Here is a 25544-nt window from a genome sequence, read left to right as displayed (position 1 = left end):
CCGAGCCTGCGAACATTGTGAACCGCTATATTTCACAACCGCGATGGACTGGCAGAACGCGCCCGCGGGCGTCCCCTTGAATGAATTCGTCCGCAGCGACCTCGTCCTGCCGCGGCACGCGAACCACTACGGCACCCTCTTCGGCCCGGAAGGGCTGTCCTGGCTCGGCCAGGTCGCCTACCTCGCCGCCAGCCGCTACTGTCACGAGGACATCGTCATGGCCGCCGCCAAGGACGTCGCCTTCCTCGCGCCGGTGCCGGTCGGCTCGGTCCTGCACCTGCACGCGCGCATCGCGCGGGTCGGGCGCAGTTCGATGACGGTGGAGGTCCGCGCCCGCGTGGACGGCGCCAACGCCGACGCGCTGCGCGCCAGCTTCGAGATGGTCGCCGTCGACAAGCAGGGCCGCCCCGTGCGCATCCAGCCGCGCGACGCCTCGGCGGCGCCGGCCAGCGCCGGCTAGCCCCGCGTTCCGCCCGACCTGTTCCGCCTGTCCCTCCCGCCTTTCCGATTCCGCTTCTTTCTTTCCAGGAGACATCCCCATGAGCGACGCAACGACCGCGAACGCGGCAGCCGCCCCCGGCTTCAAGCCCAAGAAATCCGTCGCCCTGTCCGGCGTCGCCGCCGGCACCACCGCGCTGTGCACCGTCGGCCGCTCCGGCAACGACCTGCATTACCGCGGCTACGACATCCTCGACCTGGCCGAACGCTGCGAGTTCGAGGAGATCGCCCACCTGCTGGTCCACGGCAAGCTGCCCAACGCCGCCGAACTGCGCGCCTACAAGACGAAGCTGAAGTCGCTGCGCGGCCTGCCCGCGGCCGTGATGGACGCGCTCGAGACCCTGCCCGCCGCCGCCCATCCGATGGACGTGATGCGCACCGGCGTCTCCGCGCTGGGCTGCTCGCTGCCCGAGAAGGACGACCACAACCTGCCCGGCGCCCGCGACATCGCCGACAAGCTGATGGCCTCGCTCGGCTCGATGCTGCTGTACTGGTACCACTACAGCCACAACGGCCGCTCCATCGAGGTCGAGACCGACGACGACTCCATCGGCGCCCACTTCCTGCACCTGCTGCACGGCGAGCCGCCGTCGGAGAGCTGGGAACGCGCGATGCACACCTCGCTGATCCTGTACGCGGAGCACGAGTTCAACGCCTCCACCTTCACCGCCCGCGTCATCGCCGGCACGGGCTCGGACATGCACTCGGCCATCGCCGGCGCGATCGGCGCGCTGCGCGGTCCCAAGCACGGCGGCGCCAACGAGGTCGCCTTCGAGGTGCAGAAGCGCTACGAGACCCCCGACGAGGCCGAGGCCGACATCCGCCGCCGCGTCGAGGCCAAGGAAGTCGTCATCGGCTTTGGCCATCCGGTCTACACCGTCAGCGATCCCCGCAACGAGGTCATCAAGAAGGTCGCCCGCGAGCTGTCCAAGGAAGCCGGCTCGACCAAGATGTTCGACATCGCCGAGCGCCTCGAGAAGACCATGTGGGACGCCAAGAAGATGTTCCCCAACCTGGACTGGTTCAGCGCCGTCAGCTATCACATGATGGGCGTGCCCACCGCGATGTTCACCCCGCTGTTCGTGATCGCCCGCACCAGCGGCTGGGCCGCCCACGTCGTCGAGCAGCGCCAGGACAACAAGATCATCCGCCCGAGCGCCGTCTACACCGGCCCTGAAGACCAGGCCTTCGTGCCGCTGGCCCAGCGTCCCTGAACGCGCAGGCGCGGCGGCCCCCCGCGGCCGCCGCCGCCCATGAAGACCGCATGAAAGAAGTGAACGCCATGCCAGCCACGCCGCTCGCCCCGACCATCGCCTCCACCATCCCGCTCAACGACGCCTGGCGCAAGCCGCTGCCGGGCACCTCGCTGGACTGGTTCGACGCCCGCGCCGCCGTTGAGGCGCTGCGCCCGGGCGCGTGGGAGCGCATGCCCTACACCGCCCGCGTGCACGCCGAGAACCTGGTGCGCCGCTGCGATCCCGCCATGCTCGACGAGTGCCTGCTGCAGCTCGCCGACGCCAAGGCCGATCGCGACTTCCCCTGGTATCCCGCGCGCGTCGTCTGCCACGACATCCTGGGCCAGACCGCGCTCGTGGACCTGGCCGGCCTGCGCGACGCGATCGCCGACCAGGGCGGCGATCCCGCCAAGGTGAACCCGGTCGTGCCGGTGCAGCTGATCGTCGACCACTCGCTGGCCGTCGAGTGCGGCGGCTTCGATCCGCAGGCGTTCGAGAAGAACCGCGCGATCGAGGACCGGCGCAACGAGGACCGCTTCCACTTCATCGACTGGTGCCGCACGGCGTTCCGCAACGTCGACGTGATCCCGCCGGGGAACGGGATCATGCATCAGATCAACCTGGAGCGGATGTCGCCGGTGGTGCACGTGGACCGCGGCGTCGCCTACCCCGACACCTGCGTCGGCACCGACAGCCACACGCCGCACGTCGACGCGCTGGGCGTGATCGCCGTGGGCGTCGGCGGCCTGGAGGCGGAGAACGTGATGCTCGGCCGCGCCTCGTGGATGCGGCTGCCCGACATCGTCGGCGTCGAGCTCACCGGCCGCCGCCAGCCCGGCATCACCGCCACCGACCTGGTGCTGGCGCTGACCGAGTTCCTGCGCAAGGAGAAGGTCGTCGGCGCCTACCTGGAGTTCCACGGCGAAGGCGTGGCCGGCCTGACGCTGGGCGACCGCGCCACCATCTCCAACATGGCGCCCGAATACGGCGCGACCGCCGCGCTGTTCTCGATCGACGAGCAGACCCTGACCTACCTGCGCCTGACCGGCCGCGAGGAAGCGCAGGTCCAGCTGGTCGAGACCTACGCCAAGGCCGCCGGCCTGTGGGGCGGCGCCGGCGACACGCTGGCCGGCGCGGTCTATCCGCGCGTGCTGCGCTTCGACCTGGGCACGGTCGTGCGCAACATGGCCGGCCCGTCGAACCCGCACCGCCGCCTGCCGACCTCGGCGCTGACCGAGCGCGGCATCGCCGGCGCCTGGACCGAGGAACCGGGCCGCATGCCCGACGGCGCCGTGATCATCGCGGCCATCACCAGCTGCACGAACACCAGCAACCCGCGCAACGTCATCGCCGCGGCGCTGCTGGCGCGCAACGCGCGCCGCCTGGGCCTGACCCGCAAGCCGTGGGTCAAGACCTCGCTGGCGCCCGGCTCGCGCGCGGTCACGCTGTACCTGGAGGAAGCCGGCCTGCTCGGCGACCTGGAGGCGCTGGGCTTCGGCGTGGTCGCGTATGCCTGCACCTCGTGCAACGGCATGTCCGGCGCGCTGGACCCCGCCATCGACCGCGAGATCGTCGAGCGCGACCTCTATGCGACCGCCGTGCTCTCGGGCAACCGCAACTTCGACGGCCGCATCCATCCGCGCGCCAAGCAGGCCTTCCTGGCCTCGCCGCCGCTGGTGGTCGCCTACGCGATCGCGGGGACGATCCGCTTCGACATCGAGCGCGACGTGCTGGGCGTCGTCGAGGGCCGCGAGATCCGCCTGAAGGACCTCTGGCCCGAGGACGACGAGATCGACGCGCTGGTGCGCGCGAGCGTCAAGCCCGAGCAGTTCCGCCAGGTCTACGACCCGATGTTCGCGATCGTGCCGGCCACGGCCGAGGCGACGGAGCCCCTCTACGACTGGCGCGCGCAATCGACCTACATCCGCCGTCCGCCCTACTGGGAAGGCGCGCTGGCCGGCGAACGCACGCTGCGTGGCATGCGCGCGCTGGCGGTGCTGCCGGACAACATCACCACCGACCACCTGTCGCCGTCCAACGCGATCATGTTGGACTCGGCCGCCGGCGAGTACCTCGCGAAGATGGGCCTGCCGGAGGAGGACTTCAACTCCTACGCCACCCACCGCGGCGACCACCTGACCGCGCAGCGCGCGACCTTCGCGAATCCGACGCTGAAGAACGAGATGGTCCGCGACGCCGACGGCGGCGTGGTCGCCGGTTCGCTCGCGCGGCTGGAGCCCGAAGGCCAGGTGATGCGCATGTGGGAGGCGATCGAGACCTACATGGACCGCGGCCAGCCGCTGATCGTGATCGCCGGCGCCGACTACGGCCAGGGCTCGTCGCGCGACTGGGCGGCCAAGGGCGTGCGGCTGGCCGGCGTCGAGGCGATCGCGGCCGAGGGCTTCGAGCGCATCCACCGCACCAACCTGATCGGCATGGGCGTGCTGCCGCTGGAGTTCCAGCCCGGCACGACGCGGCTGACGCTGGGCCTCGACGGCTCGGAGACCTATGACGTCGTCGGCGCGCTGTCGCCGCGCGCCACGGTCACGCTGATCGTCCACCGCCGCGACGGCGAGCGCCTCGAGGTGCCGGTGCGTTGCCGCCTGGACACCGCCGAGGAGGTCGAGGTCTACCAGGCCGGCGGCGTGCTGCAGCGCTTCGCGCAGGACTTCCTGGCCGGCGAGGCCGCCTGAGCCCGCGGGCCTCGGGCATCACCTGGAAACGACGATGAGCTTTCTCCCTCAAGTGAAGATCCCCGCCACCTACCTGCGGGGCGGCACCAGCAAGGGCGTGTTCTTCCGCCTGGACGACCTGCCCGAGGCGGCGCGCGTGCCCGGCGCCGCGCGCGACCGGCTGCTGATGCGCGTGATCGGCAGCCCCGATCCCTACGGCAAGCAGATCGACGGCATGGGCGGCGCGACCTCGAGCACCAGCAAGACGGTGATCATTTCGCGCAGCACGCGGCCCGGTCATGACGTGGACTACCTGTTCGGCCAGGTCGCGATCGACACGGCGCTGGTCGACTGGTCCGGCAACTGCGGCAACCTGTCCGCGGCGGTCGGTCCGTTCGCGATCCAGGCCGGCCTGATCGACGCGGCCACGCTGCCGCGCGACGGCATCGCCACCGTGCGCATCTGGCAGGCCAACATCGGCAAGACCATCGTCGCCAAGGTGCCGATGCGCGACGGCCAGGTGCAGGAGAGCGGCGACTTCGAGCTGGACGGCGTCACCTTCCCGGCCGCGGAGGTCGAGCTGGCCTTCGTCGATCCGGGCAATGACGACGCGGACGGCGACGACGCCGGCGGCGCGCTGTTCCCGACCGGCAATGTCGTGGACGTGCTGTCGATGCCCGAGGACCTCGTGCCCGGCGGCCAGTTGCGCGCGACGCTGATCAACGCCGGCATCCCGGCGGTGTTCGTCGACGCGAAGGACCTGGGCTACTCGGGCACCGAGCTGCAGGACGCGATCAACGGCGACGCCGCGGCGCTCAAGCGCCTGGAGGCGATCCGCGCGCACGCGGCGCTGCACATGGGCCTGATCAAGACGCTGGACGAGGCGAAGACGCGGCAGCACACGCCGAAGCTGGCCTTCGTCGCGCCGCCGGCGACGTATCGCGCCTCGAGCGGCAAGACCGTCGAGGCCGGCGACATCGACGTGCTGGTGCGCGCGATGTCGATGGGCAAGCTGCACCACGCGATGATGGGCACGGCGGCCGTGGCCATCGGCACCGCGGCGGCGATCCCCGGCACGGTGGTGTGCGAGGCCGCAGGCGGCCAGCCGCTGCCGGCGGTGCGCTTCGGCCATCCGTCGGGCACCTTGCGCGTCGGCGCGGAGGCGGTCCAGGAAGGCGGCGCGTGGCGCGTGACGCAGGCGGTGATGAGCCGCAGCGCCCGCATCCTGATGGAAGGCCACGTCCGCGTGCCGGCCGAGGCGCTGTGAGCGCGGCGGGCACGCCGGACACGACGACAACCCCGATGGCCACGAAGGGCGCCATGAGCGCCCGGGTGCCATCCCAGACAAGCGAAGAGAACTGACATGACATCGACCCGCAAGACGCTGCGCGCGCTGGTGAACGAACGCCGCGGCGTGCTCGTGCCCGGCGCCTTCAACGCGCTGTCCGCCAAGGTGATCGAGGACCTCGGCTTCGAGGCGATCTACGTGACCGGCGCCGGCGTGACCAACATGTGGTTCGGGCTGCCGGACCAGGGCTTCATGGGCCTGCACGAGATCGCGGACCACACCGCGCGCATCCGCGACGCGGTCAACCTGCCGCTGATCGTCGATGCCGACACGGGCTTCGGCAACGCGCTGAACGTGCGCCACACGGTGAAGGTGCTGGAGCGCGCCGGCGCCGACTGCATCCAGCTGGAGGACCAGGTCGCGCCCAAGCGTTGCGGCCACTTCACCGGCAAGGAAGTGATCTCCACCGAGGAAGCCGTCAGCAAGATCAAGGCGGCGGTGGATGCGCGCCAGGATCCGGACTTCCTGATCATGGCCCGCACCGATGCCTGCGCGACGCAGGGCTTCGAGGCCGCGATCGAGCGCGCGCAGCGCTTCGCCGAAGCGGGCGCGGACATCCTGTTCGTCGAGGCGGTGACCAAGCCGGAGGAGATCCGGTCCTTGCCGAAGCGGCTGTCGACGCCGCAGCTGATGAACATGGTCATCGGGGGCAAGACGCCGATCACCGACGCGGACGAGCTGCAGCAGCTGGGCTATGGCGTGGTGCTGTACGCCAACGCCGCGCTGCAGAGCGCGGTGGCCGGCATGCAGAAGGCGCTGGGGCTGCTGAAGACGCAGCGCCGCATGGACGAGGACCCCAACCTGGTGATCCCGTTCGCCGAGCGCCAGCGGCTGGTCGGCAAGCCGGAGTGGGATGCGCTGGAGAAGAAGTACACCTGAGGGCTGACACGCCTCGGCCACGCGGGTCCGACCCCAACCCGCGTTGGCGCGGCGCAACGCCGCGCCCCATGACGATTCGCACGCGCGCCGCCAGGCCCCCATCATTCGCGCCCATTGCAGAAGGCGCCCACGACAGCGCCCGCATGACGGAGAAACCCCCTATGTCCTCCCTGTTCATCTCGACGATCGACTGAACACGGTTCCCGAGCCCCGGCTGAACCGTGTCTGTTCCCAGATACGGCCTCAGACCGCGCGGCATGCAAAGCCCCGCCGCCATCGAGCCGGGGCTTTTGCTTTTCGGAAACCGAATGAGTGCACAACTCCGTTCCCGCGCCCTTCAAGAGGGCCGGGTCAAGGCCCTGCGCCGCATGAAACAACCGATGACGCTGGTGCTCGAGACGAGCCCCGGCGCGCGCGACCCCGTGGCGCGCGCGCTGGCCCAGCGCGGCATGCGAGGCGCCGGCCAACACATCCAAGGCCGCGGCGCGCAGCGCCGCGCAGACCGCATGGCGCTGCAGGCGCTGCTGCGGAGGGAGGATTGGGATGAATGAGTCCCTCGACCTGCGTGAGCAGCTGGTGCGGAGAAACACGCAGCTGCAGGAGATCGCCGTCCAGCTCAAGACCGAGCTGTTCGGCATCGATCCCATCATCGACCGCGTCATCGACGCGGTGCGCGCCTGGTACGTGCTGCCCGAGCTCGTCTCGCGGCCCGTCATCGTCTGCCTCTGGGGCCTGACCGGCACCGGCAAGACCCAGCTCGTGCGCCGCCTGGCGCAACTGCTGGGCTTCTACGACCGCTTCGTGGAGGTCCAGATGGACGGCTTCTCCAATGGCGCGGGCTGGCGCGGCGCGCAGAGCATCTCGGGCATGCTCGCGCAGTCCGGCGTGCGCGAGGGCGAACCCGGCATCCTCGCGCTCGACGAGTTCCAGCGCTTCCGCACGATCGATTCGAAGCGCGGCGAGATGCGCGTCGAGCGCTACCAGGACGTCTGGGCGCTGCTCTCCGACGGCCGGCTGCCGCCGGCGCTCTCGCTGCTGGGCGACATCGAGTCGTCCATCGCCGATGCGGCCTTCGACGCGGAGCGCTCCGATGCCGACGACGCGAAGCGGCGTTTCAAGCTGCGGAGCTGGGAGGCGCAGGAGCTGCAGCGCAACCTCAAGATCGACGCGCCGCTGATGGAGATCATGGCCTGGACGCCCGAGCAGATCCAGGAGCGCCTGCGCGAGTTCCGCGAGAGCGGCCAGCAGCGTTGGGGCACCGACTACAGCCGGCTGCTCGTCTTCGTCTGCGGGAATCTCGACGAGATGTACGAGGAGCTCGCCACCAGCGTGGACGATTGCGACAGCGATGCCGACATCTTCCACGCGCTCACCGGCAAGCTCAGCGTCATCGACGTCAAGCAGGCGCTGAACCAGCGCTTCAAGCCGGAGCAAGTCGCGCGGCTGGGCAACGAGCATGTGATCTACCCGTCGCTGTCGCGCCGCGCGTACGAACAGCTGATCGCGCAAGGCTGCGAGCGCTACGCCCGCGAGACCGAGTCCCGCTGCGGCCTGCGCTTCGCGCTGGCCGACAGCGTGCGCGCGCAGATCTACGCGAACGCCGTCTTCCCGGCGCAGGGCACGCGGCCGCTGTTCTCGTCGCTGCACGCGATCCTCGGCGCGAGCCTGGCGAAGGCCGCGCTCTGGGCGATCGGGCGCGGCGCGGCCGCGGGCGACGAGGTCCGCCTCGTCGCCGACGGCCGCAGCCTGGTCGCGCACTGGCGGGACCAATCGGCCGATATCGCCGCGCCCTTCGAGCTCGATCGCCTGCGCCAGCGCACCAACGCGGACTTCCGCGCGCTGCTGGCCGTGCACGAGGCGGGTCATGGCCTGGTGCATGCGCTGCTGTTCGGGCGCGCGCCGCAGGAGATCAAGATCCACGTGGCCAGCTTCGAGGGCGGCTACAACGCCTATGCCTCGCGCAAGGTGTGGTCGCGCCAGAACCTGCTCGATTCGATCTGCACGAGCCTGGCCGGCCGCGCGGCGGAGCTGCTGGTCTTCGGCGGCGACCTGAGTTCGAGCGGCGCCTCGAGCGACCTGCGCAAGGCGACGCGGACGGCCGCGCGCATGCTGCGCTACCTGGGACACGGCGATCGCATCGCCCGCACCGACGTGTCGACCGACAGCGAGGAGCATGTCTGCACCGACGTGGAGCTCAGCAACGCGTCGATCGAAGCGCTGCTGCAGGCCGAGCATGCGCGTGCCACCGCGCTGATCGCATCGCATCGCGACGCGCTGCTGGCGGTGGTGGACGAGTTGATCGCGCACGGGCAGGTGACCCCCGCGCGCTTCGCCGCCGTGGTCGGGCTGCCGCTGGCTCAAGCGGAGGACGCGCTGGATCCGTACGCGCAACGGCTGGCGGCGTTCCGATCCGAACGCCCCGCCACGCACGCGCGCGGCGCCGATCTCCGCCGTCAGGACCTGTCGCTCGTCACCCCGTGAACCGGTAGGACACCAGCGACTCGCTGTCGCTGTCCGCCACGAGCGCCTTGCCCGCCGGCGGGAACGCGCGCTGCACGCAGTGCTCGCGCGGGCAGACGCGGCAGCCCGGGCCGATGGGCACCGCCCGCCGGCTCACCGTCTCCGGGTCCAGCGCCAGTCCATCCGCGTAGACCAGCTCGCGCGCATGCGCCAGGTCGCAACCCAGTCCGACCGCGAACAGCTTGCGCCGCGACTGGTAGCCGCCGCCGCCGTGCCGCTCGATCGTCCGCGCGATGCCGAAGAAGCGGCTGCCGTCCGGCATCTCCGCGATCTGGCGCAGGAAGCGGCCCGGCTGCGCGAAGGCCTCGTGCACGTGCCACAGCGGGCACGCGCCGCCGTGGCGCGCGAAGTGGAAGCTCGTCGCGCTCTGGCGCTTGGAGATGTTGCCCGCCTGGTCCACCCGGACGAAATAGAACGGCACGCCGCGGTTGCCATTGCGCTGCAGCGTCGACAGGCGGTGGCAGATCGTCTCCACGCTGACCTGGAAACGCTGCTGCAGCAGCTCGACGTCGTAGCGCACCTGGCGCGCGGCCTCGAGGAAGGGCACGTAGGGCAGCAGCGTCGCGCCGGCGAAGTAGTGCGCGAAGCCCTGTTTCGCCAGCGCCCGCGTCGCGTCGTCGACGAAGGCGCCGGCTCGGAGCTCGGCCTCGATGGCATCGGCCTCGGCGATCAGCGCGTACTGCGTCGCCAGCTGGAACGCCTGCTGCGCGTCGCTCAGGAAACGCGGCAGCCGCAGCACCCGGCGGCGCGCGTCGTACTGCCGCAGGAAGGCGCCCGCCGCCGCGCCGCGGCCCTCGTCCTCGTCGGCCACTTCCGTCTTGATCCCGTAGCGCTGCTGCAGCAACTCGCGCAGCGCGCGCGCCCGCTGGCCCGGCGTCAGGCCGAGCGCCTCGGCCAGCTGCTCGCCGCGCAGGTCCAACTCGTCGAGGTGGTTGTTGCGGCGGTTCAGGTGATCGCGCACCGCCTCGTGCGGCAGTGGCTCGCCGCGCGAGGACACCGGCACCACCGCCGGCTCCGGCCCCTGCTCGCCGTAGAAGCGGTCGATCATCTGCGAGTGCTCGTCCTGCAGCCGCAGGTAGCGCTGGTGCAGCGCGACGTAGGCCTCGGCCAGCTCGGGCGCCTGCTCGACGAGCCGAGCGACCTGCGTCGGCGCGAGCGCCATCGGCGTCAGCGAGCGGTCGCGCAACGCGGCGTCCAGGTCGTGCAGCAGCTGCTGGTCCTGCTCCTCCGAGAACTGCCCGATGCCGCCGCCGAAGACCTCGGCCAGCTTGATCAGCACGCTCGCCGTGACCGGCCGCTGGTTGGTCTCGATCTGCGACACGTAGCTCAGCGACAGCGCCAGCCGGCTCGCCAGCTCCGCCTGGTTCCACTGCATCTGCTCGCGCAGGCGGCGGATCCGGGGGCCGATGAACAGCTTGCGCGACGGGCCGGGGCCGGCCGCGCGAAGGGGCTCGCGGGGGTTCACAGGGTTCGCTGATTTCACAATTTTCTTGCGCAGTGATTCGCAGGAATGCCGCTTCACAAGAGGAAAGCGTGGTGCATTGCGAATGTTGTGGATAGATTCTCTGTGAAATTCAACCCAGCGTCGAGCCCGTCCCGCGACGGCGTCTCGGACCCGATCCAGGAGAGCTTTCCGATGAGCCAGAACGACCTGCCCCGCATCCCGCTGCTGATCAACGGCGAGTACGTCCAGTCCCGCGCGACCGAGTGGCGCGACGTCGTCAACCCGGCCACGCAGCAGCGCCTGGCGCGCGTGCCGATGGCCACGCCCGACGAGGTCGAGGCCGCGATCGCCGCGGCCCGCGAGGCCTTCAAGACCTGGCGCAAGGTGCCCATCGGGCAGCGCGCGCGGATCTTCCTGAAGTACCAGCAGCTGATCCGCGACAACATCAAGTCGCTGGCCGCGACGCTGACCGCCGAGCAGGGCAAGACGCTGGCGGACGCCGAGGGCGACGTGTTCCGCGGCCTGGAGGTCGTGGAGCACGCGGCCAACATCGGCTCGCTGCAGATGGGCGAGCGCGCCCACAACGTCGCCGGCGGCGTCGACACCTACACGCTGCTGCAGCCGCTGGGCGTGTGCGCCGGCATCACGCCGTTCAACTTCCCCGCGATGATCCCGCTGTGGATGTTCCCGATGGCCATCGCCTGCGGCAACACCTTCGTGCTCAAGCCGTCCGAGCAGGACCCGATGGTCACGATGCGGCTGGTGGAACTGGCGCTCGAGGCCGGCATCCCCAAGGGCGTGCTCAACGTGGTCCACGGCGGCGAGGACGTCGTCAACGCGCTGTGCGACCACGCCGACATCAAGGCGGTGTCCTTCGTCGGCTCGACCCGCGTCGGCACGCTGGTGCACGACCGCGCGACCAAGGCCGGCAAGCGCGTGCAATGCATGATGGGCGCGAAGAACCACGCCGTCGTGCTGCCCGACGCGCACAAGGAACAGACCCTCAACGCGCTGGTGGGCGCCGCCTTCGGCGCGGCCGGGCAGCGCTGCATGGCGGTGTCGGTGGCGGTGCTGGTGGGCGCCGCGCGCGACTGGCTGCCGGAGCTGGTCGAGAAGGCCAAGGGCCTGAGCGTGGGCGCCGGCGATTCCGCCACGACCGACGTCGGCCCGCTGATCTCCTGCGCGGCGCGCGACCGCGTCGAGCGCCTGATCGCCCGCGGCGTCGAGGAAGGCGTGACGCTGGCGCTGGACGGCCGGCTGCCGCCGCTCAGCGGCCAGTTGAAGGAAGGCAACTTCGTCGGCCCGACGATCTTCAGCGGCGTCAAGCCCGGCATGACCGTCTACGACCAGGAGGTCTTCGGCCCGGTGCTGTGCATCGCCGAGGCGGCCACGCTGGACGAGGCGATCGCGATGATCAACGCCAACCCCAACGGCAACGGCACCGCGCTGTTCACGCAGTCGGGCGCCGCCGCGCGCCGCTTCGAGGACGAGATCGACGTCGGCCAGGTCGGCATCAACGTGCCGATCCCGGTGCCGGTGCCGCTGTTCTCGTTCACCGGCTCGCGCGCGTCCAAGCTCGGCGACCTCGGCCCCTACGGCAAGCAGGTCGTGCTCTTCTACACGCAGACCAAGACGGTGACCGCGCGCTGGTTCGACGACGCCTCGGTCGGAGGCGTCAACACGACGATCAGCCTGAAGTGAGGCCGCGATGGACTTCGAGCTGAACGAGCAGCAGCGCGCCTTCCAGCAGGCGGCGCGCGACTTCGCTCGCGACGAGATGGCGCCGTTCGCGGCGGAGTGGGACGCGCGGGCGATCTTCCCGCGCGACACGCTGCGGCATGCCGGCGAGCTCGGCCTGTGCGGCCTGTACGCGCCCGAGTCCGCCGGCGGCCTGGGCCTGCCGCGGCTGGACGCCACCATCGTGCTCGAAGAGCTCGCGGCCGCCTGTCCGTCGACCACCGCCTTCCTCAGCATCCACAACATGGCGGCCTGGATGGTCGCGGCCTTCGCGCGGCCCGAGGTGGCCGCCGCGTGGGGTCCGGCCTTGTGCAGTGGCGCGAAGCTGGCGTCGTACTGCCTGACCGAGCCGGGCGCGGGCTCGGACGCCGCCTCGCTGCGCACGACCGCGCGGCGCGACGGCGACGCGTACGTCATCGACGGCGGCAAGGCCTTCATCTCCGGCGCCGGCGCGACCGACGCGCTGGTCGTGATGGCCCGCACCGGCGGTCCGGGCGCGGACGGCATCTCCGCCTTCCTCGTCGAGGCCGACGCGCCGGGCATCCAGTACGGCCGCAAGGAAGACAAGATGGGCTGGAACAGCCAGCCCACGCGCGCCATCGCCTTCGACGGCGTGCGGGTGCCGGCGGTCCACCGCCTTGGCGAGGAGGGCCAGGGTTTCCGGCTCGCGATGAAGGGGCTGGACGGCGGCCGCATCAACATCGCGACCTGCTCGGTCGGCGCGGCGCAGGGCGCGCTGGCCGCGGCGCAGCGCTACATGCACGAGCGCCGCCAGTTCGGCCGGCCGCTGGCGGACATGCAGGCGCTGCAGTTCAAGCTGGCCGACATGGCCACCGACCTGGTCGCGGCGCGGCAGATGGTGCGGCTGGCCGCGTCCAAGCTCGACGCCGATTCGCCCGAGGCGCAGGTGTATTGCGCGATGGCCAAGCGGCTGGCGACCGACATCGGCTTCGCGGTGTGCAACGAGGCGCTGCAGATCCACGGCGGCTACGGCTACACGCGCGAGTACCCGCTGGAGCGCTACCTGCGCGACGCGCGGGTGCACCAGATCCTCGAAGGCACCAACGAAATCATGCGGGTCATCGTCGCGCGCCGGATGCTGCAGGAGCAGGCGACCGACACGATCCGATGACCGCCTGTTCTCGTGCCCATCGCCCATCGCCCGACGCCTGACGCTCAAGTCCAAGCCCAAGCCCAAGCCCAAGCCCAAGCCCAAGCCCGATCTCACGCCCTCGCCTTCTCGAACTCCCTCTCCCGCTTGCGGGAGAGGGCAGGGGTGAGGGTCTCCCTTCAACGCACATTCATCCATCACCCATGACCCATCCCACCGACAACGGCGCCGACTACGCCGGCCTGCGCCTGGAGCGCCGCGGCCACACCGCGATCGTCACGCTGACCAACCCGCCGGCCCACACCTGGACGGCGGACAGCCTCTCGGCGCTGACGCGCCTGGTCGGCGATCTCAACCGCGATCGCGACATCTACGCACTGGTGATCACCGGCGACGGCCAGAAGTTCTTCAGCGCCGGCGCCGACCTGAAGGTCTTCGCGGACGGCGACAAGGGCGTCGCGGCCACGATGGCGCGCCGCTTCGGCGAGGCCTTCGAGGCGCTGGCCGGCTTCCGCGGCGTGAGCATCGCGGCGATCAACGGCTACGCGATGGGCGGCGGGCTGGAATGCGCGCTGGCCTGTGACCTGCGCATCGCGGAGGCGCATGCGGTGATGGCGCTGCCGGAAGCGACGGTGGGCCTGCTGCCCTGCGCCGGCGGCACGCAATGGCTGAGCTGGACCGTCGGCGAGAGCTGGGCCAAGCGCATGGTGCTGCTGGGCGAGCGCGTCGACGCGGAGACCGCGCTGCGCATCGGGCTGGCGGACGACCTCGTCGCCAAGGGCGAGGGCCTGGCCCGCGCGCTGCAGTGGGCCGAACGCGTCCAGGCCCAGAGCCCGACCAGCGTCACCGCCTGCAAGCGCCTGATCCAGGGCGCGCGGACGGCGACGCCGTGGTCGCAGCTGGTGATGGAACGCGAGGCCTTCGTCGCGCTGTTCGACACCGAGGACCAGCGCGAAGGCGTGCAGGCCTTCCTCGGCAAGCGCAGCCCGCAGTGGCGCAACGCCTGAGGATCGACCGATGACCGCTTCCCTCAAGACGCCCGCCAACACCGGCACCGGCACCGGCACCGGCACCGGCACCGGCAGCGCTGCCGGCGCCGCGGCCGCGGCCACCTCCGGATCCGACGCACCGGTGCTGTTCCGCACGATCCTGACTGCCTCTGGCCATCGCTTCGGCCACGCGACGCTGAACGCGCCGGCCAGCCTGAACGCGCTGACGCTGGAGATGGTCGATCTGCTGCACGCGCAGCTGGCCGCCTGGGAGCAGGACCCGCAGATCGCCGGCGTGGTCCTCGACGGCAACAGCGAGAAGGCCTTCTGCGCCGGCGGTGACGTCGTCGGCCTGTACCGCGCGATGCGCGCGGCCGGCGCCGGCCAGGTGCCGCGCGACGCCGCCGATTTCTTCGAGCGCGAGTACCGCCTCGACCACGCGATCCATCGCTACGCCAAGCCGCTGCTGGTCTGGGGCCACGGCATCGTGATGGGCGGCGGCATCGGCCTGATGGCGGGCGCGTCGCACCGCGTGGTCACGCCGCGCAGCAAGCTGGCGATGCCGGAGATCACGCTCGGCCTCTATCCCGACGTCGGCGGCAGCTGGTTCCTGTCCCGGCTGCCCGGCCGCGCCGGCCTCTTCCTCGCGCTGACCGGCGCGCCGCTGAACGCCGCCGACGCGCTGTGGGCCGGTCTGGCGGACCGCGCCGCGCGCGCCGAGGACCATGGCGCGCTGCTCGAGGCCGTGGCCAACGCGCGCTGGAGCGGCGACAACGCCACGGACGCCGAGGGTCTCGACGACCTGCTGCGCCGCCTGCCGGCGCCGGACCTGGCGCCGTCGCCGCTGGCCGCGCACCGCGCCCGGATCGACGCGCTGATCGGCCCGCACGACACGCTGGCGACGCTCGCGCCGCGGCTGCGCTCGCTGGCCTGCGACGAGGACCCGTGGCTCGCCGCCGCGGGCGCGACCTTCCAGAAGGGATCGCCGACCTCCGCGGCGCTCGCCATCGCGCTGCAACGCCGCCTGAAGCACGCGTCGCTCGCGGAGGTGTTCCGGATGGAGTACCAGGCCGCCGTCGGCTGCTGCGTGTTCCCGGACTTCGCCGAGGGCGTGCGCGCGCTGCTGATCGACAAGGACAAGACGCCGCGCTGGCTGGGCGCCGCGATCGAGGATGGCGACGCGCACGTGAACGAGCTGCTGGCGCCGCGCTTCAGCGGCGAGCACCCGCTGGCGGACCTGCGCTGACCCGCGCGCCGCACCGGCGGCGCTGACAGGGTCACCACGCCGGCCTCACCCCCGATCAACGATCACGGATCGCAGGGCACGCGATCCGTCGGTTCATCGATTCATCGATCACAAGGAGACGACACCATGAGCACGACGAGCACCGGCTGCGAACGCATCGCCTTCATCGGCCTGGGCCACATGGGCGGCCCGATGGCGGCCAACCTCGCGAAGGCGGGGCACGCCGTGGCCGCCTTCGACCTGAGCGAGGCGGCGCTGGCCAAGGCCCGCGAGGCCGGCGTGACGATCGCGCCGTCGGCGGCCGCCGCGGTGGAGGGCGCGTCGGTGGTGATCTCGATGCTGCCGGCGAGCCGGCACGTCGAGGCGCTGTACCTCGGCGACGACGGCCTGCTCGCGCGCATCGCCGCGGGCGCGCTGGTCATCGACTGCAGCACCATCGCGCCGGCCAGCGCCCAGCGCGTCGCCGAGGCGGCCCGCGCGCGGGGCCTGGCGATGGTGGATGCGCCGGTCTCCGGCGGCACCGCCGGCGCGGCGGCGGGCACGCTGACCTTCATCGTCGGCGGCGAGGCCGAGGCGCTCGAGCGCGCCCGGCCGGTGCTGTCGGCGATGGGGAAGAACATCTTCCACATGGGCGCGTCCGGCGCCGGCCAGGTCGCCAAGCTGTGCAACAACATGGCGCTGGGCGTGATCATGGCGGTCACCGGCGAGGCGCTAGCGCTGGGCGTCGCGCACGGGCTGGATCCGCAGGCCCTGTCGGCCATGATGGCCGTCAGCACCGGCCGCAGCTGGGCCACCGAGGTCTGCAACCCCTGGCCCGGCGTGAAGCCGGAGGCGCCCGCGTCGCGCGCGTACAGCGGCGGTTTCGGCAACGACCTGATGCTCAAGGACCTGGGCCTGGCGGTGGAGGCGGCGCTGGGCGTCGGCGCCGCGGTGCCGCTGGGCGAGCTGGCGCGCAACCTCTACGCGCTCAACAGCCGCGCCGGCCGCGGCGGGCTGGACTTCTCCAGCGTCCAGCAGCTGTTGCTCAAGCCCTGAGCGCCCTGAGCGTCGTGAGGGCCGTGAGGACAGTGAGGGCCGCCTGAGCGGCCTCGCTCACTCCGCCTTCGCCCCCGCCGCCTTGATCACCGGATCCCACTTCTTGATCTCGGCGGAGGTCTGCGCGCCCAGCACCTGCGGCTTGAGCCGGTCGGCCTGGGGCGCGACGACGCCCATCTCCTGGTAGCGCTTGACCACGTTCGGATCGGCCAGCGCGTGGCGCAGCGCCGTGTTCAGCCGCGTCAGCACCGCCGCCGGCGTTCCCTTGGGCGCGTACACGCCGTGCCACACCGCCAGCTCGAAGCCGGGCAGGCCGCTCTCGGCGAAGGTCGGCACGTCCGGCAGTTGCGGCACGCGCGCCTTGGTCGCCATCGCGTAGGCCTTCAGCGCGCCGGAGGCCACGTGCGGTCCGGTCGCCACCGGCTGGTCGCAGATCAGGTCGACGTTGCCCGCGATCACGTCCTGCAGCGCCGGGCCGGTGCCGCGGTACGGAACCATCGTCACCGTGGTCTTGGTCGTCTGCGTGAACAGCATCGCGCACAGGTGCGAGGTCGCCCCGACGCCCGCATGCGCGAAGCGCACCTCGCCGGGCTTGGCCTTCATGTGCCGGATCATGTCGGCGACGGTGGCCGGCGCGAAGTCCTTGTTGCGCACCAGGATCATCGGCACGTCCCCGGCCAGGCCGATCGGCGCCAGGTCCTTGTTGGCATCGAACGTGAGCTTCGGATACAGCGCCGGCGCCGTCGCGATGCCCATGTTGTGCAGCAGGATCGTGTAGCCGTCGGCCGCCGCGCGCGCCACCTTGCCGGTGCCGATCGTGCCGCCCGCGCCGCCGGCGTTCTCGACGATCACCTGCTGGCCCAGGTCGCGCGTCATCGCCTCGGCGATCAGACGGCCGATCACGTCGGTCGAGCCGCCCGTCGCGTAGGGGATCACCATCGTCACCGGCTTGTCCGGATAGGCGGCCAGCGCCGCCGTGGCCGTCGTCATCGACGCCGCCGCCAACGCGGCGCCCAGGACCTTCTTCACCATCTGTCGCATGTCTCTCTCCAAAGGGGTAAGGGCTGCGCGGCCCGGTCCGTCGCCGGCCGCTGCGTGTATGGGGGATGCAGGAAGGGAACCGCGGCGCGTCAGGTCGCGCCGATGCCGCCGAAGCTCATCAGCTTCAGCTCGGTGTATTCGTCCAGCCCGTGGCGGGAGCCTTCCCGCCCCAGCCCGGATTGCTTGATGCCGCCGAAGGGCACCGTCTCGCTCGAGATCGCGCCGGTGTTGATGCCGACCATCCCGGACTCGATCGCCTCCGCGACGCGGAAGCAGCGCGCGACGTCGCGCGAGTAGAAGTAGCTCGCCAGCCCGAACTCGCTGGCGTTGGCCCAGGCGATGGCCTCGGCCTCGTCGTCGAAGGGGACCAGCGGCGCCACCGGGCCGAAGGTCTCCTCGTCCAGGCAGCGCATGCCCGGCGCCACGTCCAGCAGCACCGTCGGCTGCATGAACCAGCCCGGTCCGTCGACCGCCTCGCCGCCGGTGGCCACGCGGGCGCCACGCTCGACCGCGTCCCGCACGTGCGAGAGCGCCTTGCGCCGCGCCGCCTCGTTGATCAGCGGCCCCTGCGTCACGCCGTCATCGAGCCCATGGCCGGTGCGCAGCGCGCGGACGCGCTCGGTCAGCCGCGCGGCGAAATCGTCGTAGACACCGCGCTGCACGAAGAAGCGGTTGGCGCAGACGCAAGTCTGGCCGGCGTTGCGGAACTTGGAGACGATCGCGCCCTCGACCGCGGCGTCCAGGTCCGCGTCGTCGAACACGATGAAGGGCGCGTTGCCGCCGAGCTCCAGGCCGAGCTTCTTCACCGTCGGCGCGCATTGCGCCATCAGCAACCGGCCCACCGGCGTCGAGCCGGTGAAGCTGAGCAGGCGCACCGTCGGCGACGCGGTGAGCACCGCGCCGATCTCGGCCGCGTCACCGACGACCACCTGGAACACGCCGCGCGGCACGCCGGCCTCGAGCGCCAGTTCGGCCAGGCGGGACGCGGTCAGCGGTGTCAGTTCCGACGGCTTGAGCACCATCGCGCATCCCGCCGCCAGCGCGGGAGCGACCTTGCGCGTCACCATCGCGGCCGGGAAGTTCCACGGCGTGATCGCGGCGCAGACGCCCACCGGCTCGCGGATCACCAGCTGGCGTCGGTCCGGCGAGGCCGACGGGATCGTCTCGCCGTGCAGCCGCCGCGCTTCCTCGGCGTAGAAGCGGATGTAGCTGGCCGCGTAGCCGATCTCGCCGCGCGCTTCCGCCAGCGGCTTGCCCTGCTCCGAGACCATCAGGCGCGCGAGCTGCTCGGTGTTCGCGACGACCCGCTCGAACCAGCGTTGCAGCACGTCCGCGCGGGCGTGGCCGCCGAGGCGCCGCCAGCCGGCCTGCGCCAGGCGCGCCGCCTCGACGGCGGCCAGCGCCTCCTGGGCCGACGCCTTCGGCACCTGCGCGACGCGCTCGCCGGTGGCGGGGTTGAGGACGTCGAAGGACGCGCGCATCGCCTCAGGCCTTGCCGACGAAGCGGTACAGCTCGGTGTGGTCCGCGCCGGGGCCGAGCGCCTCGGACGCCGCGGCGGTCATGCCGTGGACGTCCTGGGCCAACGCCATCGGCAGGCCCATCGCGCGGCCCAGCGACGCGGCGATGCCGACGTCCTTGGCCTGCAGCGCCAGCGAGAAGCCCGAGTTGAAGGCGCCGTTCAGCATGAACTGGTGGGCCTTGTTCTCGGTCGTGTTGTTGCGGCCGGTGGAGGCCTGGATCACGTCGACGATGGTCGCGGGATCGATGCCGAAGGCGGCGCCGACATGGATGGCCTCGGCGGTGGCGATCAGCGCGGCGGCGGAGACGTAGTTGTTCAGCGCCTTGAGCGCATGGCCGGCGCCGACCGGACCGACGTGCGAGATCGATTGGCCCATCGTCGCGAGCACCGGCTTCATCTGCTCGAACACCGCCGGGTCGCCGCCGACCATGATGGCCAGCGTGCCGGCCACGGCCTTCTTCACGCCGCCGGAGACCGGCGCGTCGATCAGCGAGACGCCGTGCTCGGCCAGCCGCTGGGCCAGCGCGCGGGTGCGGCTCGGGTCGGCGGAGCTCATCTCGATCACCGCCGCGCCGGGCTTGAGCCGCGCGGCCATCGGCGCGAGCACCGCGTCGACGATGTCGGAGTTGGGCAGCATCGTGATCAGCACGTCGCAGGCGGCGAAGTCCGCGGCGGACGCGGCGACCAGCGCGCCGGCATGGGCCTGCGAGAAGGCGGCGGTGACCTCGGGACGGGCGTCCTGCACCACCAGCGCGTGGCCGGCGGCGTGCAGCAGGTGGGCCATGGGCGTGCCCATCATGCCCAGCCCGATGAAACCGATGCGCAGCTTGGGGTCGGCGACAGCGTGGCTCATGGCGGCTCCTCAGGCGTCCATCTCTTTGAACACCTCGGCCGCGACCCGGAACGAGTCGATCGCCGCCGGCACGCCGCAGTAGATCGCCGTCTGCAGGAAGACTTCCTTGATCTCGTCGCGCGTCAGGCCGTTGTTGATCGCGCCGCGGACATGCAGCTTGAGTTCGTGCGGGCGGTTCAGCGCGGTGATCATCGCCAGGTTCAGGAACGAGCGGGTGCGACGGTCCAGGCCCGGACGGTTCCAGACATCGCCCCAGCAGTACTGCGTGACCAGCTCCTGCATGTCGATGTTGAAGTCCGTGGCGTTCTTGATCGAGGCGTCGACGTACTCGGCGCCCAGCACCTCGCGCCGGGTCGAGAGCCCCTGGTCGAACAGGGCCTGGTTCTTCGGGGCGTACGCACGGGTCATCGGAAACTCCTGGGGATGTTGGGGGGTGGAAAGACCGCCGGTCGGGGGACCGCCGTCCATGGGATTCAATGTAGTCAGATTGTCCGACAATCCGACATCGCGATTTCCTGGATTGAAAGCGGCGAGTGGGCGGTGTATGACAATCGGACGTTCTGAACATCCGTCCGCCCGGATGTCCGGACATCGCCCAGCCGCAGCTAGGATGCCGCCCCATGAGCCTGTTGAAAGTCGCCCGAGAAGAGACCTCCCTGCGCCAGCGCGCGACGCAGGCCTTGCGCACCGCGATCCTGGACGGGGTGCTGGCGCCGGGCCAGAAGCTGTCCGAGCGGGAGTTGTGCGAGAGCCTGGACGTCAGCCGTTCCTGCGTGCGGGAGTCGCTGCAGCACCTGCAGGCCGAGGGGCTGATCACGATCATTCCGCACCGCGGGCCGGAGGTGACGAGCATCTCGCGCGACGAGGTGCGCGAGATCTACGAGGTGCGCGCGGCGCTGGAGAGCCTGGCCGGCGGCGGGTTCGCGGGGAACGCGTCGGAGGCGCAGCGGGCGGCGCTGCGGGCGAAGCTGACGGAGCTGGCGCGGGCGCACGAGGCCGGCGACCGCGCGGGGATCCTGGCGCTGAAGAACCAGTTCTACGACATCCTGGTCGAGGGTTGCGGCAACGCGGTGGCGGGGCAGATGCTGCGCCAGCTCAACAACCGGGTGACGGTGCTGCGCCGCATCTCGATGGCGCAGCCGGGGCGGCTGCCCAACACGCTGCGGGAGCTCGATGCGATCGTCACGGCGATCGAGCAGCGCGACAGCGCGCTGGCCGCGCGGCTGTGCGGCGAGCATGTGAGGCAGGCGGTGGAGAACGTGTTGAGGAGCATGGTGGCGGCCGGCGAGGGGATGTGAGCGAATCGGTCATTGGTTGACGATCTCATCGGAAATAGAATGATCGTCAACCAAGGAGCACGCGATGATCCACGACCGACTCCGGCGGGCCCGCGTCCTGAAGGGGCTCAGCCTCGATGAACTGGCCCAGGCCGTCGGCGATATCACCAAGCAGGCGCTGAGCAAGTTCGAACGGGGCGACGCCGTCCCGAATTCCACGCGCCTGCTTCAGTTCGCCAAGGCCTTGGGCGTCCGGCCTGAATACTTCTTCCGTGCCGACGCGGTGACGCTCGCGCCGCTCGAGTTTCGCAAGCTGGCCCGCATGCCGAAGTACCGGCAGCAACAGGTCGGCGAGCAGATGCGGGACCACCTCGAGCGCTACATCGCGCTGGAGCGCTGCTTCGACTCGATCGATCTCCGCATTCCACCGACCGATCCCCAGGTCCTGCGCGTGTTGGCGGTCGACGACGCGGAGCGCGCGGCGCGGCAGCTGCGACAGGACTGGGGCATCGGCCGGGACGCCATCGCCAACCTGACGCAGCTGCTGGAAGAGCGCGGCATCAAGGTCGCGCTGATCGAGGCGCGAGACGACTTCGACGGCGCGTGCGCGGCGACGGAGGATGGCCAGCATGTCCTGATCGCGTTGAACACCACGCGCCCGGGCGAGCGGGTGCGGTTCACCGCGGCCCATGAGCTCGGCCATTGGGTGATGGCCCTGCCTGACGGCATGTCGGAGGCCGACAAGGAGCGATGCTGTCATCGGTTCGCCGGTGCCTTCCTATATCCGGACGAGCAAGTGCTCCTGGACTTCGGTGCCCATCGACGTTCCCGTGTGCATCCTGGCGAACTGCTGAATGCGAAACGGCGGTACGGCGTCTCCATGCAGGTCGCCCTGCGCCGCCTGAAGGACCTCGATCTGCTGAGCGAGAGCGGCTACATGTCCGCGGTGATCCAGTTCTCGAAGTCGGGGTGGCGCACCGCGGAGCCGGAGCCGCTGCTGCCCGAACAGCCGCGACGGTTCGAGTCGCTGGTGTTCTGGGGCCTGGCCGAGGGACTGTTCAGCGCGTCGCGCGCGGCGGAGTTCCTGCAGCGCCCGCTGGGGGCGTTGGAACCGGCCCTGGCACCGGCGGCGGGAGCATGAATGCCACGCGTCTATGTCAGCGACACCAACATCTGGATCGACTTCCGGAATGCTGGTCTGCTGGATGAGCTGTTTCGCCTGCCCTTCATCCTGTGCTGCACGGACTTCGTTCTCCACGAGCTTGAAGACCTCGCTCACGAGGACCTGATCCGGCGAGGCTTGACCGTCGAATCGCTCGACGGCGACGCGATCACCGAGTTGCTGCGGCTCTCCGCGGATCACAACAACAGTTCCCTGGCGGATGTGTCGTGCTACTTCCTGGCGCGGCGGACCGGCCTTCCCCTCCTCACGGGGGATGGGCGCTTGCGCAAGCAGGCGCAGAAGGACGGGATGACCGTGCATGGCGCCCTGTGGCTGCTCGACCAGTTGCTGGCGCATGGCGTCGTCGATGAAGCAGCCCTTGCCGCGGGGCTTGAACGCATGCTGACTGCCGGAGCTCGATTCCCGGCGGACGAGTGCGAACGGCGATTGAAGGCGTGGGCGGCTTGAGGATCCGGAGCAAGACGCCCGTCATTCCGCCCCGCTAACATCCGCCGCTCCAATCCAGGGAGGAAACACGATGAGCAAGATGACGCGAGGCTTGGCCGTGGTGGCACTGGCGGCGATGACGCTGCCGATGGTGGCGACCGCCGCGCCGGGCCGTTTCACCGGCGCGTTCAAGCCGGCCGGGCCGTATGTGTCCGGCGGGAACAACTACTACTTCCGCGTGCAGGGGCTGCCGGACTCGGCGGGTTGCCTGCAGAACTGGGCCTTCGTCAACGAGGCCGACTCGGGCGCGAAGGGCAAGATCGCGACGATGCTGATGGCGTACGCGCAGGGCCGCAATGTCTCGCTGTATGTCGAGGAAGACGGCGCCGGGTACTGCCGGATCGTGGAACTCGTGGTGCAGTGAGCGATGGCTCGGATCTCCGAGCGGAAATGAAAACGCCCGGCTTGACCGGGCGTTTCTGTTTTCAAGCGTCGTTGGCTAGCGCGCCTGGTCAGCGTCGTCCTGGTTGTACAGGGTGAAGACGAGGTCCTCGCCAAAGCGCGCCCTCAATTGCCGCTTCGCGTCTTCCAGGCTGGTCGCGAGCAGCGACGTTCTCTCGCCGGGCTGCGCGCCGGCCTGTTTCCAGACGATGGCCTCATACAACCGTGGCGTCGTTTGGGAGGGCGATGACATGTTGCTCATGGGCGATCCAGCAAGTCATGCAGATCACGATCCGGTGGATTCAACAGCACCCGCTCGCGCCCCTCATGGAAAAGCTCGAAGCGGCCGTTCTCCGTATCGATCGTCCGAACGCCATCGAGCACGGCCAGGAATCCGAACACCGCCGCATGAGCGGCCTGGGCCACCATCTGCTCCACACGGGCCGCATCGTCCGGCGATAGCCCGTTGAACCACGCGGACCTCGCCACGAGGTCGACATCGGGTTTTCGACCCGGCGGGCTCTTGTGAAGATCGATCGTCGATTGCACGGCGGCGTCGCGCACATGCTCTTGAATGGCCTGCACGAAGTCTTCGGTCTTCACGCCATGCCTCCTTCAGTTGTCCACCACATGCGAGTTCCTTGGAGCCGGTTCAGTCGGCTTCCATGACGTCGACCTCGGCCCAAACAGAACGCCCGCCGATCGACTTCAAATAGGTGCCGAAATCGACCCAGGGCTCGTTGCCGATCGCCTCGAGCGAAAACCAGGTTGCCTCGCATTCCGCGCAGACGAAAAGCACCGTTGAATTGATGCGGACGCGCGCCTTGTCGATCACGCCTTGTTCACACCTGGGGCAAAGCTGCTTCATCATTCCGGCCCCATTTGAACGCGGCAGGTCTCGCATGGACATGTTCAAGCCCGAATGTCGTCACGCGCCGCAATCCGCGTCAGCACATGAATCGCGATCGCGCGAGCCGCCTCCTCGGGCGGACAAGCCAATCGATCCATGCGCCCCTCGGTCCAATCCCCGTCCAGAGCAGGACCGCTTTCATTGATCTCGACCTCGGCGTCTCTGAGCACGATTGAGAAATTCGCGGCGCGCTTGACAAAGGTCCCCCAACTCTTCACGCCTGCGGGAGCGAGAACTACAGGAGCTGGAAAGCTCGCGCGCGAAGGCGTCGGTCGCTCAGGATTTCCCGCGGTCATCACGCGTCGCAAGGCGGCTTCCAGGGATGCCGCGTCGGGTGGATCGAGCGTCACGACCGGGTCGACATCGAGGTAGTAGCCCGCCGTGGTGCGTGCCGTGACGGGCAGGTAGGCGACGCCGTCGCGGACGTAAAGGTTGAAGACCTGCTTCTTCCCTTTCACGTCTTCAATCCACGATGGCGAAGAAGTCCAGCGTCTCGGTATCACCCCACACCGAACAGCTGTTGGTGCCGTAGACATTCACCGTCTTGCCTTGCGAGTAGGCGAGCAGCAAACCGGATAGCTGTGTCTTGCCTTGAGGCGTCGCGCCGTTGAGCGCGAAGCGGCGGGATTCGGTCGCGCAGGCGGGCGGGGAATTCCGGCTGCCTTCGACGTAGAAGATCACCGCGCCGTTGGGCATGAAGTTGGGGGCGGAGACGCGGCCGCTGGCGGTTCCGCCAAAACTCGAGGTCCATGAAATGGCCGCGGTCAAAGCGACAAAGGTCTTGGCAAACACGTTCATGAGCGCTTTGAGCAGTTAACCGTATTCAGGACTACGGACGATCGAGCAGATCGTGAAGATCACGGTCTGGCGGATTGAGCAGGGAACGCTCATCGCCAACGTAGAACAACTCGAAGCGGCCATTCTCGGTGTCGATCGTCCGGACACCATCCAAGACCGCCAAGAATCCAAACACGGCAGCATGAGCTGCCTGCGCCATCATTTCTTCAACGCGTGCCACGTCGTCGGCCGACAACGCGTTGAACCAATTCGACCTCGCGACCAGATCCGCTGCGGGCCGCCTTCCGGGAGGTGCCTGATGCAGACTGACCGTCGACTCAACGGCCGAATCCCTCACGAACTTTTGAATCGCTTCGACAAAAGCTTCGCTATTCATGCTGG

Annotated in this window: 27 protein-coding genes; 16 read left to right on the top strand and 11 right to left on the bottom strand. The window is 70.1% G+C overall.

Going from position 1 to position 25544, the window contains the following annotated elements:
• Positions 1 to 76 precede the first annotated feature (76 nt).
• From N5D62_RS01380 to N5D62_RS01350, 7 genes are all read left to right on the top strand, one after another.
• Positions 77 to 460 carry an acyl-CoA thioesterase gene (locus N5D62_RS01380; protein ID WP_279755581.1) on the top strand — a complete coding sequence of 128 codons (384 nt, stop codon included), beginning with the start codon at positions 77 to 79 and terminating at the stop codon, positions 458 to 460.
• Between the two features lie 79 nt (positions 461 to 539).
• Positions 540 to 1712 (top strand): 2-methylcitrate synthase, encoded by a 1173-nt coding sequence (gene prpC, locus N5D62_RS01375; RefSeq protein ID WP_279755580.1) that lies wholly within the window; start codon positions 540 to 542, stop codon positions 1710 to 1712.
• Positions 1713 to 1780: 68 nt separating this feature from the next.
• On the top strand, positions 1781 to 4426 hold the full coding sequence (gene acnD, locus N5D62_RS01370) for a Fe/S-dependent 2-methylisocitrate dehydratase AcnD (protein WP_279755612.1): 2646 nt from the start codon (positions 1781 to 1783) through the stop codon (positions 4424 to 4426).
• Between the two features lie 34 nt (positions 4427 to 4460).
• Entirely contained in the window at positions 4461 to 5672 is a 1212-nt protein-coding gene (prpF, locus tag N5D62_RS01365) for a 2-methylaconitate cis-trans isomerase PrpF (RefSeq protein WP_279755579.1), read from the top strand.
• Between the two features lie 96 nt (positions 5673 to 5768).
• Positions 5769 to 6632 (top strand): isocitrate lyase/PEP mutase family protein, encoded by an 864-nt coding sequence (locus tag N5D62_RS01360; protein ID WP_279755578.1) that lies wholly within the window; start codon positions 5769 to 5771, stop codon positions 6630 to 6632.
• A gap of 368 nt (positions 6633 to 7000) precedes the next feature.
• Positions 7001 to 7183 carry a hypothetical protein gene (locus tag N5D62_RS01355; protein WP_279755577.1) on the top strand — a complete coding sequence of 61 codons (183 nt, stop codon included), beginning with the start codon at positions 7001 to 7003 and terminating at the stop codon, positions 7181 to 7183.
• Positions 7176 to 9113, top strand: a complete 1938-nt coding sequence (locus N5D62_RS01350; RefSeq protein ID WP_279755576.1) for an AAA family ATPase — start codon at positions 7176 to 7178, stop codon at positions 9111 to 9113. The genes N5D62_RS01355 and N5D62_RS01350 overlap by 8 nt, the downstream gene beginning before the upstream one ends.
• Here the strand turns inward: N5D62_RS01350 and N5D62_RS01345 are convergent.
• A complete protein-coding gene (locus N5D62_RS01345) occupies positions 9103 to 10617 on the bottom strand; it encodes a short-chain fatty acyl-CoA regulator family protein (protein ID WP_279755575.1) in 1515 nt (504 codons plus the stop codon). The genes N5D62_RS01350 and N5D62_RS01345 overlap by 11 nt on opposite strands.
• 171 nt (positions 10618 to 10788) lie before the next feature.
• Between N5D62_RS01345 and N5D62_RS01340 the strand changes: the two genes are divergently transcribed.
• The 5 genes from N5D62_RS01340 to mmsB all read left to right on the top strand — a co-directional run bounded on the left by N5D62_RS01340 (position 10789) and on the right by mmsB (position 16714).
• Positions 10789 to 12297 (top strand): CoA-acylating methylmalonate-semialdehyde dehydrogenase, encoded by a 1509-nt coding sequence (locus tag N5D62_RS01340; RefSeq protein WP_279755573.1) that lies wholly within the window; start codon positions 10789 to 10791, stop codon positions 12295 to 12297.
• A gap of 7 nt (positions 12298 to 12304) precedes the next feature.
• On the top strand, positions 12305 to 13465 hold the full coding sequence (locus N5D62_RS01335) for an acyl-CoA dehydrogenase family protein (protein WP_279755572.1): 1161 nt from the start codon (positions 12305 to 12307) through the stop codon (positions 13463 to 13465).
• 182 nt (positions 13466 to 13647) lie between these two features.
• Complete coding sequence (locus N5D62_RS01330; RefSeq protein WP_279755571.1) at positions 13648 to 14451, top strand: enoyl-CoA hydratase; 804 nt, start codon at positions 13648 to 13650, stop codon at positions 14449 to 14451.
• A 10-nt stretch (positions 14452 to 14461) separates the two neighbouring features.
• Complete coding sequence (locus N5D62_RS01325) at positions 14462 to 15679, top strand: enoyl-CoA hydratase/isomerase family protein (RefSeq protein ID WP_279755570.1); 1218 nt, start codon at positions 14462 to 14464, stop codon at positions 15677 to 15679.
• 126 nt (positions 15680 to 15805) lie between these two features.
• The gene (gene mmsB, locus N5D62_RS01320; protein WP_279755568.1) at positions 15806 to 16714 is read left to right on the top strand and encodes a 3-hydroxyisobutyrate dehydrogenase; all 909 of its coding nucleotides are present in this window, start codon (positions 15806 to 15808) and stop codon (positions 16712 to 16714) included.
• A gap of 57 nt (positions 16715 to 16771) precedes the next feature.
• Here the strand turns inward: mmsB and N5D62_RS01315 are convergent, their stop codons facing one another.
• The 4 genes from N5D62_RS01315 to pcaC all read right to left on the bottom strand — a co-directional run bounded on the left by N5D62_RS01315 (position 16772) and on the right by pcaC (position 20536).
• Positions 16772 to 17755, bottom strand: coding sequence for a tripartite tricarboxylate transporter substrate-binding protein (locus tag N5D62_RS01315; RefSeq protein ID WP_279755564.1), 984 nt, complete (start codon positions 17753 to 17755; stop codon positions 16772 to 16774).
• Positions 17756 to 17844: 89 nt separating this feature from the next.
• Positions 17845 to 19236 (bottom strand): NAD-dependent succinate-semialdehyde dehydrogenase, encoded by a 1392-nt coding sequence (locus tag N5D62_RS01310; protein WP_279755560.1) that lies wholly within the window; start codon positions 19234 to 19236, stop codon positions 17845 to 17847.
• 4 nt (positions 19237 to 19240) lie between these two features.
• On the bottom strand, positions 19241 to 20128 hold the full coding sequence (locus N5D62_RS01305; protein WP_279755558.1) for an NAD(P)-dependent oxidoreductase: 888 nt from the start codon (positions 20126 to 20128) through the stop codon (positions 19241 to 19243).
• Between the two features lie 9 nt (positions 20129 to 20137).
• A complete protein-coding gene (gene pcaC / locus N5D62_RS01300) occupies positions 20138 to 20536 on the bottom strand; it encodes a 4-carboxymuconolactone decarboxylase (protein ID WP_279755557.1) in 399 nt (132 codons plus the stop codon).
• A 212-nt stretch (positions 20537 to 20748) separates the two neighbouring features.
• Between pcaC and N5D62_RS01295 the strand changes: the two genes are divergently transcribed.
• From N5D62_RS01295 to N5D62_RS01280, 4 genes are all read left to right on the top strand, one after another.
• Positions 20749 to 21426 (top strand): GntR family transcriptional regulator, encoded by a 678-nt coding sequence (locus N5D62_RS01295; RefSeq protein WP_279755554.1) that lies wholly within the window; start codon positions 20749 to 20751, stop codon positions 21424 to 21426.
• Between the two features lie 64 nt (positions 21427 to 21490).
• Entirely contained in the window at positions 21491 to 22546 is a 1056-nt protein-coding gene (locus N5D62_RS01290) for an XRE family transcriptional regulator (protein ID WP_279755552.1), read from the top strand.
• Positions 22547 to 23035 (top strand): hypothetical protein, encoded by a 489-nt coding sequence (locus N5D62_RS01285; protein ID WP_279755549.1) that lies wholly within the window; start codon positions 22547 to 22549, stop codon positions 23033 to 23035.
• Positions 23036 to 23105: 70 nt separating this feature from the next.
• Positions 23106 to 23438 carry a hypothetical protein gene (locus N5D62_RS01280; protein ID WP_279755547.1) on the top strand — a complete coding sequence of 111 codons (333 nt, stop codon included), beginning with the start codon at positions 23106 to 23108 and terminating at the stop codon, positions 23436 to 23438.
• A 75-nt stretch (positions 23439 to 23513) separates the two neighbouring features.
• Here the strand turns inward: N5D62_RS01280 and N5D62_RS01275 are convergent, their stop codons facing one another.
• Genes N5D62_RS01275 through N5D62_RS01250 form a run of 6 tightly spaced genes read right to left on the bottom strand, consistent with a single transcriptional unit; the run spans position 23514 to position 25539 of the window.
• On the bottom strand, positions 23514 to 23717 hold the full coding sequence (locus tag N5D62_RS01275; RefSeq protein WP_279755545.1) for a hypothetical protein: 204 nt from the start codon (positions 23715 to 23717) through the stop codon (positions 23514 to 23516).
• Positions 23714 to 24058, bottom strand: a complete 345-nt coding sequence (locus tag N5D62_RS01270; protein ID WP_279755544.1) for a hypothetical protein — start codon at positions 24056 to 24058, stop codon at positions 23714 to 23716. Before N5D62_RS01270 ends, N5D62_RS01275 begins: the two co-directional genes overlap by 4 nt.
• Positions 24059 to 24107: 49 nt before the next feature.
• The gene (locus N5D62_RS01265) at positions 24108 to 24359 is read right to left on the bottom strand and encodes a hypothetical protein (protein ID WP_279755543.1); all 252 of its coding nucleotides are present in this window, start codon (positions 24357 to 24359) and stop codon (positions 24108 to 24110) included.
• An 8-nt stretch (positions 24360 to 24367) separates the two neighbouring features.
• On the bottom strand, positions 24368 to 24823 hold the full coding sequence (locus tag N5D62_RS01260; RefSeq protein WP_279755541.1) for a hypothetical protein: 456 nt from the start codon (positions 24821 to 24823) through the stop codon (positions 24368 to 24370).
• Between the two features lie 4 nt (positions 24824 to 24827).
• On the bottom strand, positions 24828 to 25163 hold the full coding sequence (locus N5D62_RS01255; protein ID WP_279755540.1) for a hypothetical protein: 336 nt from the start codon (positions 25161 to 25163) through the stop codon (positions 24828 to 24830).
• Between the two features lie 31 nt (positions 25164 to 25194).
• Complete coding sequence (locus N5D62_RS01250) at positions 25195 to 25539, bottom strand: hypothetical protein (protein WP_279755539.1); 345 nt, start codon at positions 25537 to 25539, stop codon at positions 25195 to 25197.
• Between the last annotated feature and the right edge of the window lie 5 nt (positions 25540 to 25544).

Origin of the sequence: Mitsuaria sp. GD03876 (assembly GCF_029840635.1) — a bacterium.
Classification (GTDB): Bacteria; Pseudomonadota; Gammaproteobacteria; order Burkholderiales; family Burkholderiaceae_C; genus Roseateles.
This window is presented reverse-complemented; position numbering and strand designations above follow the sequence as displayed.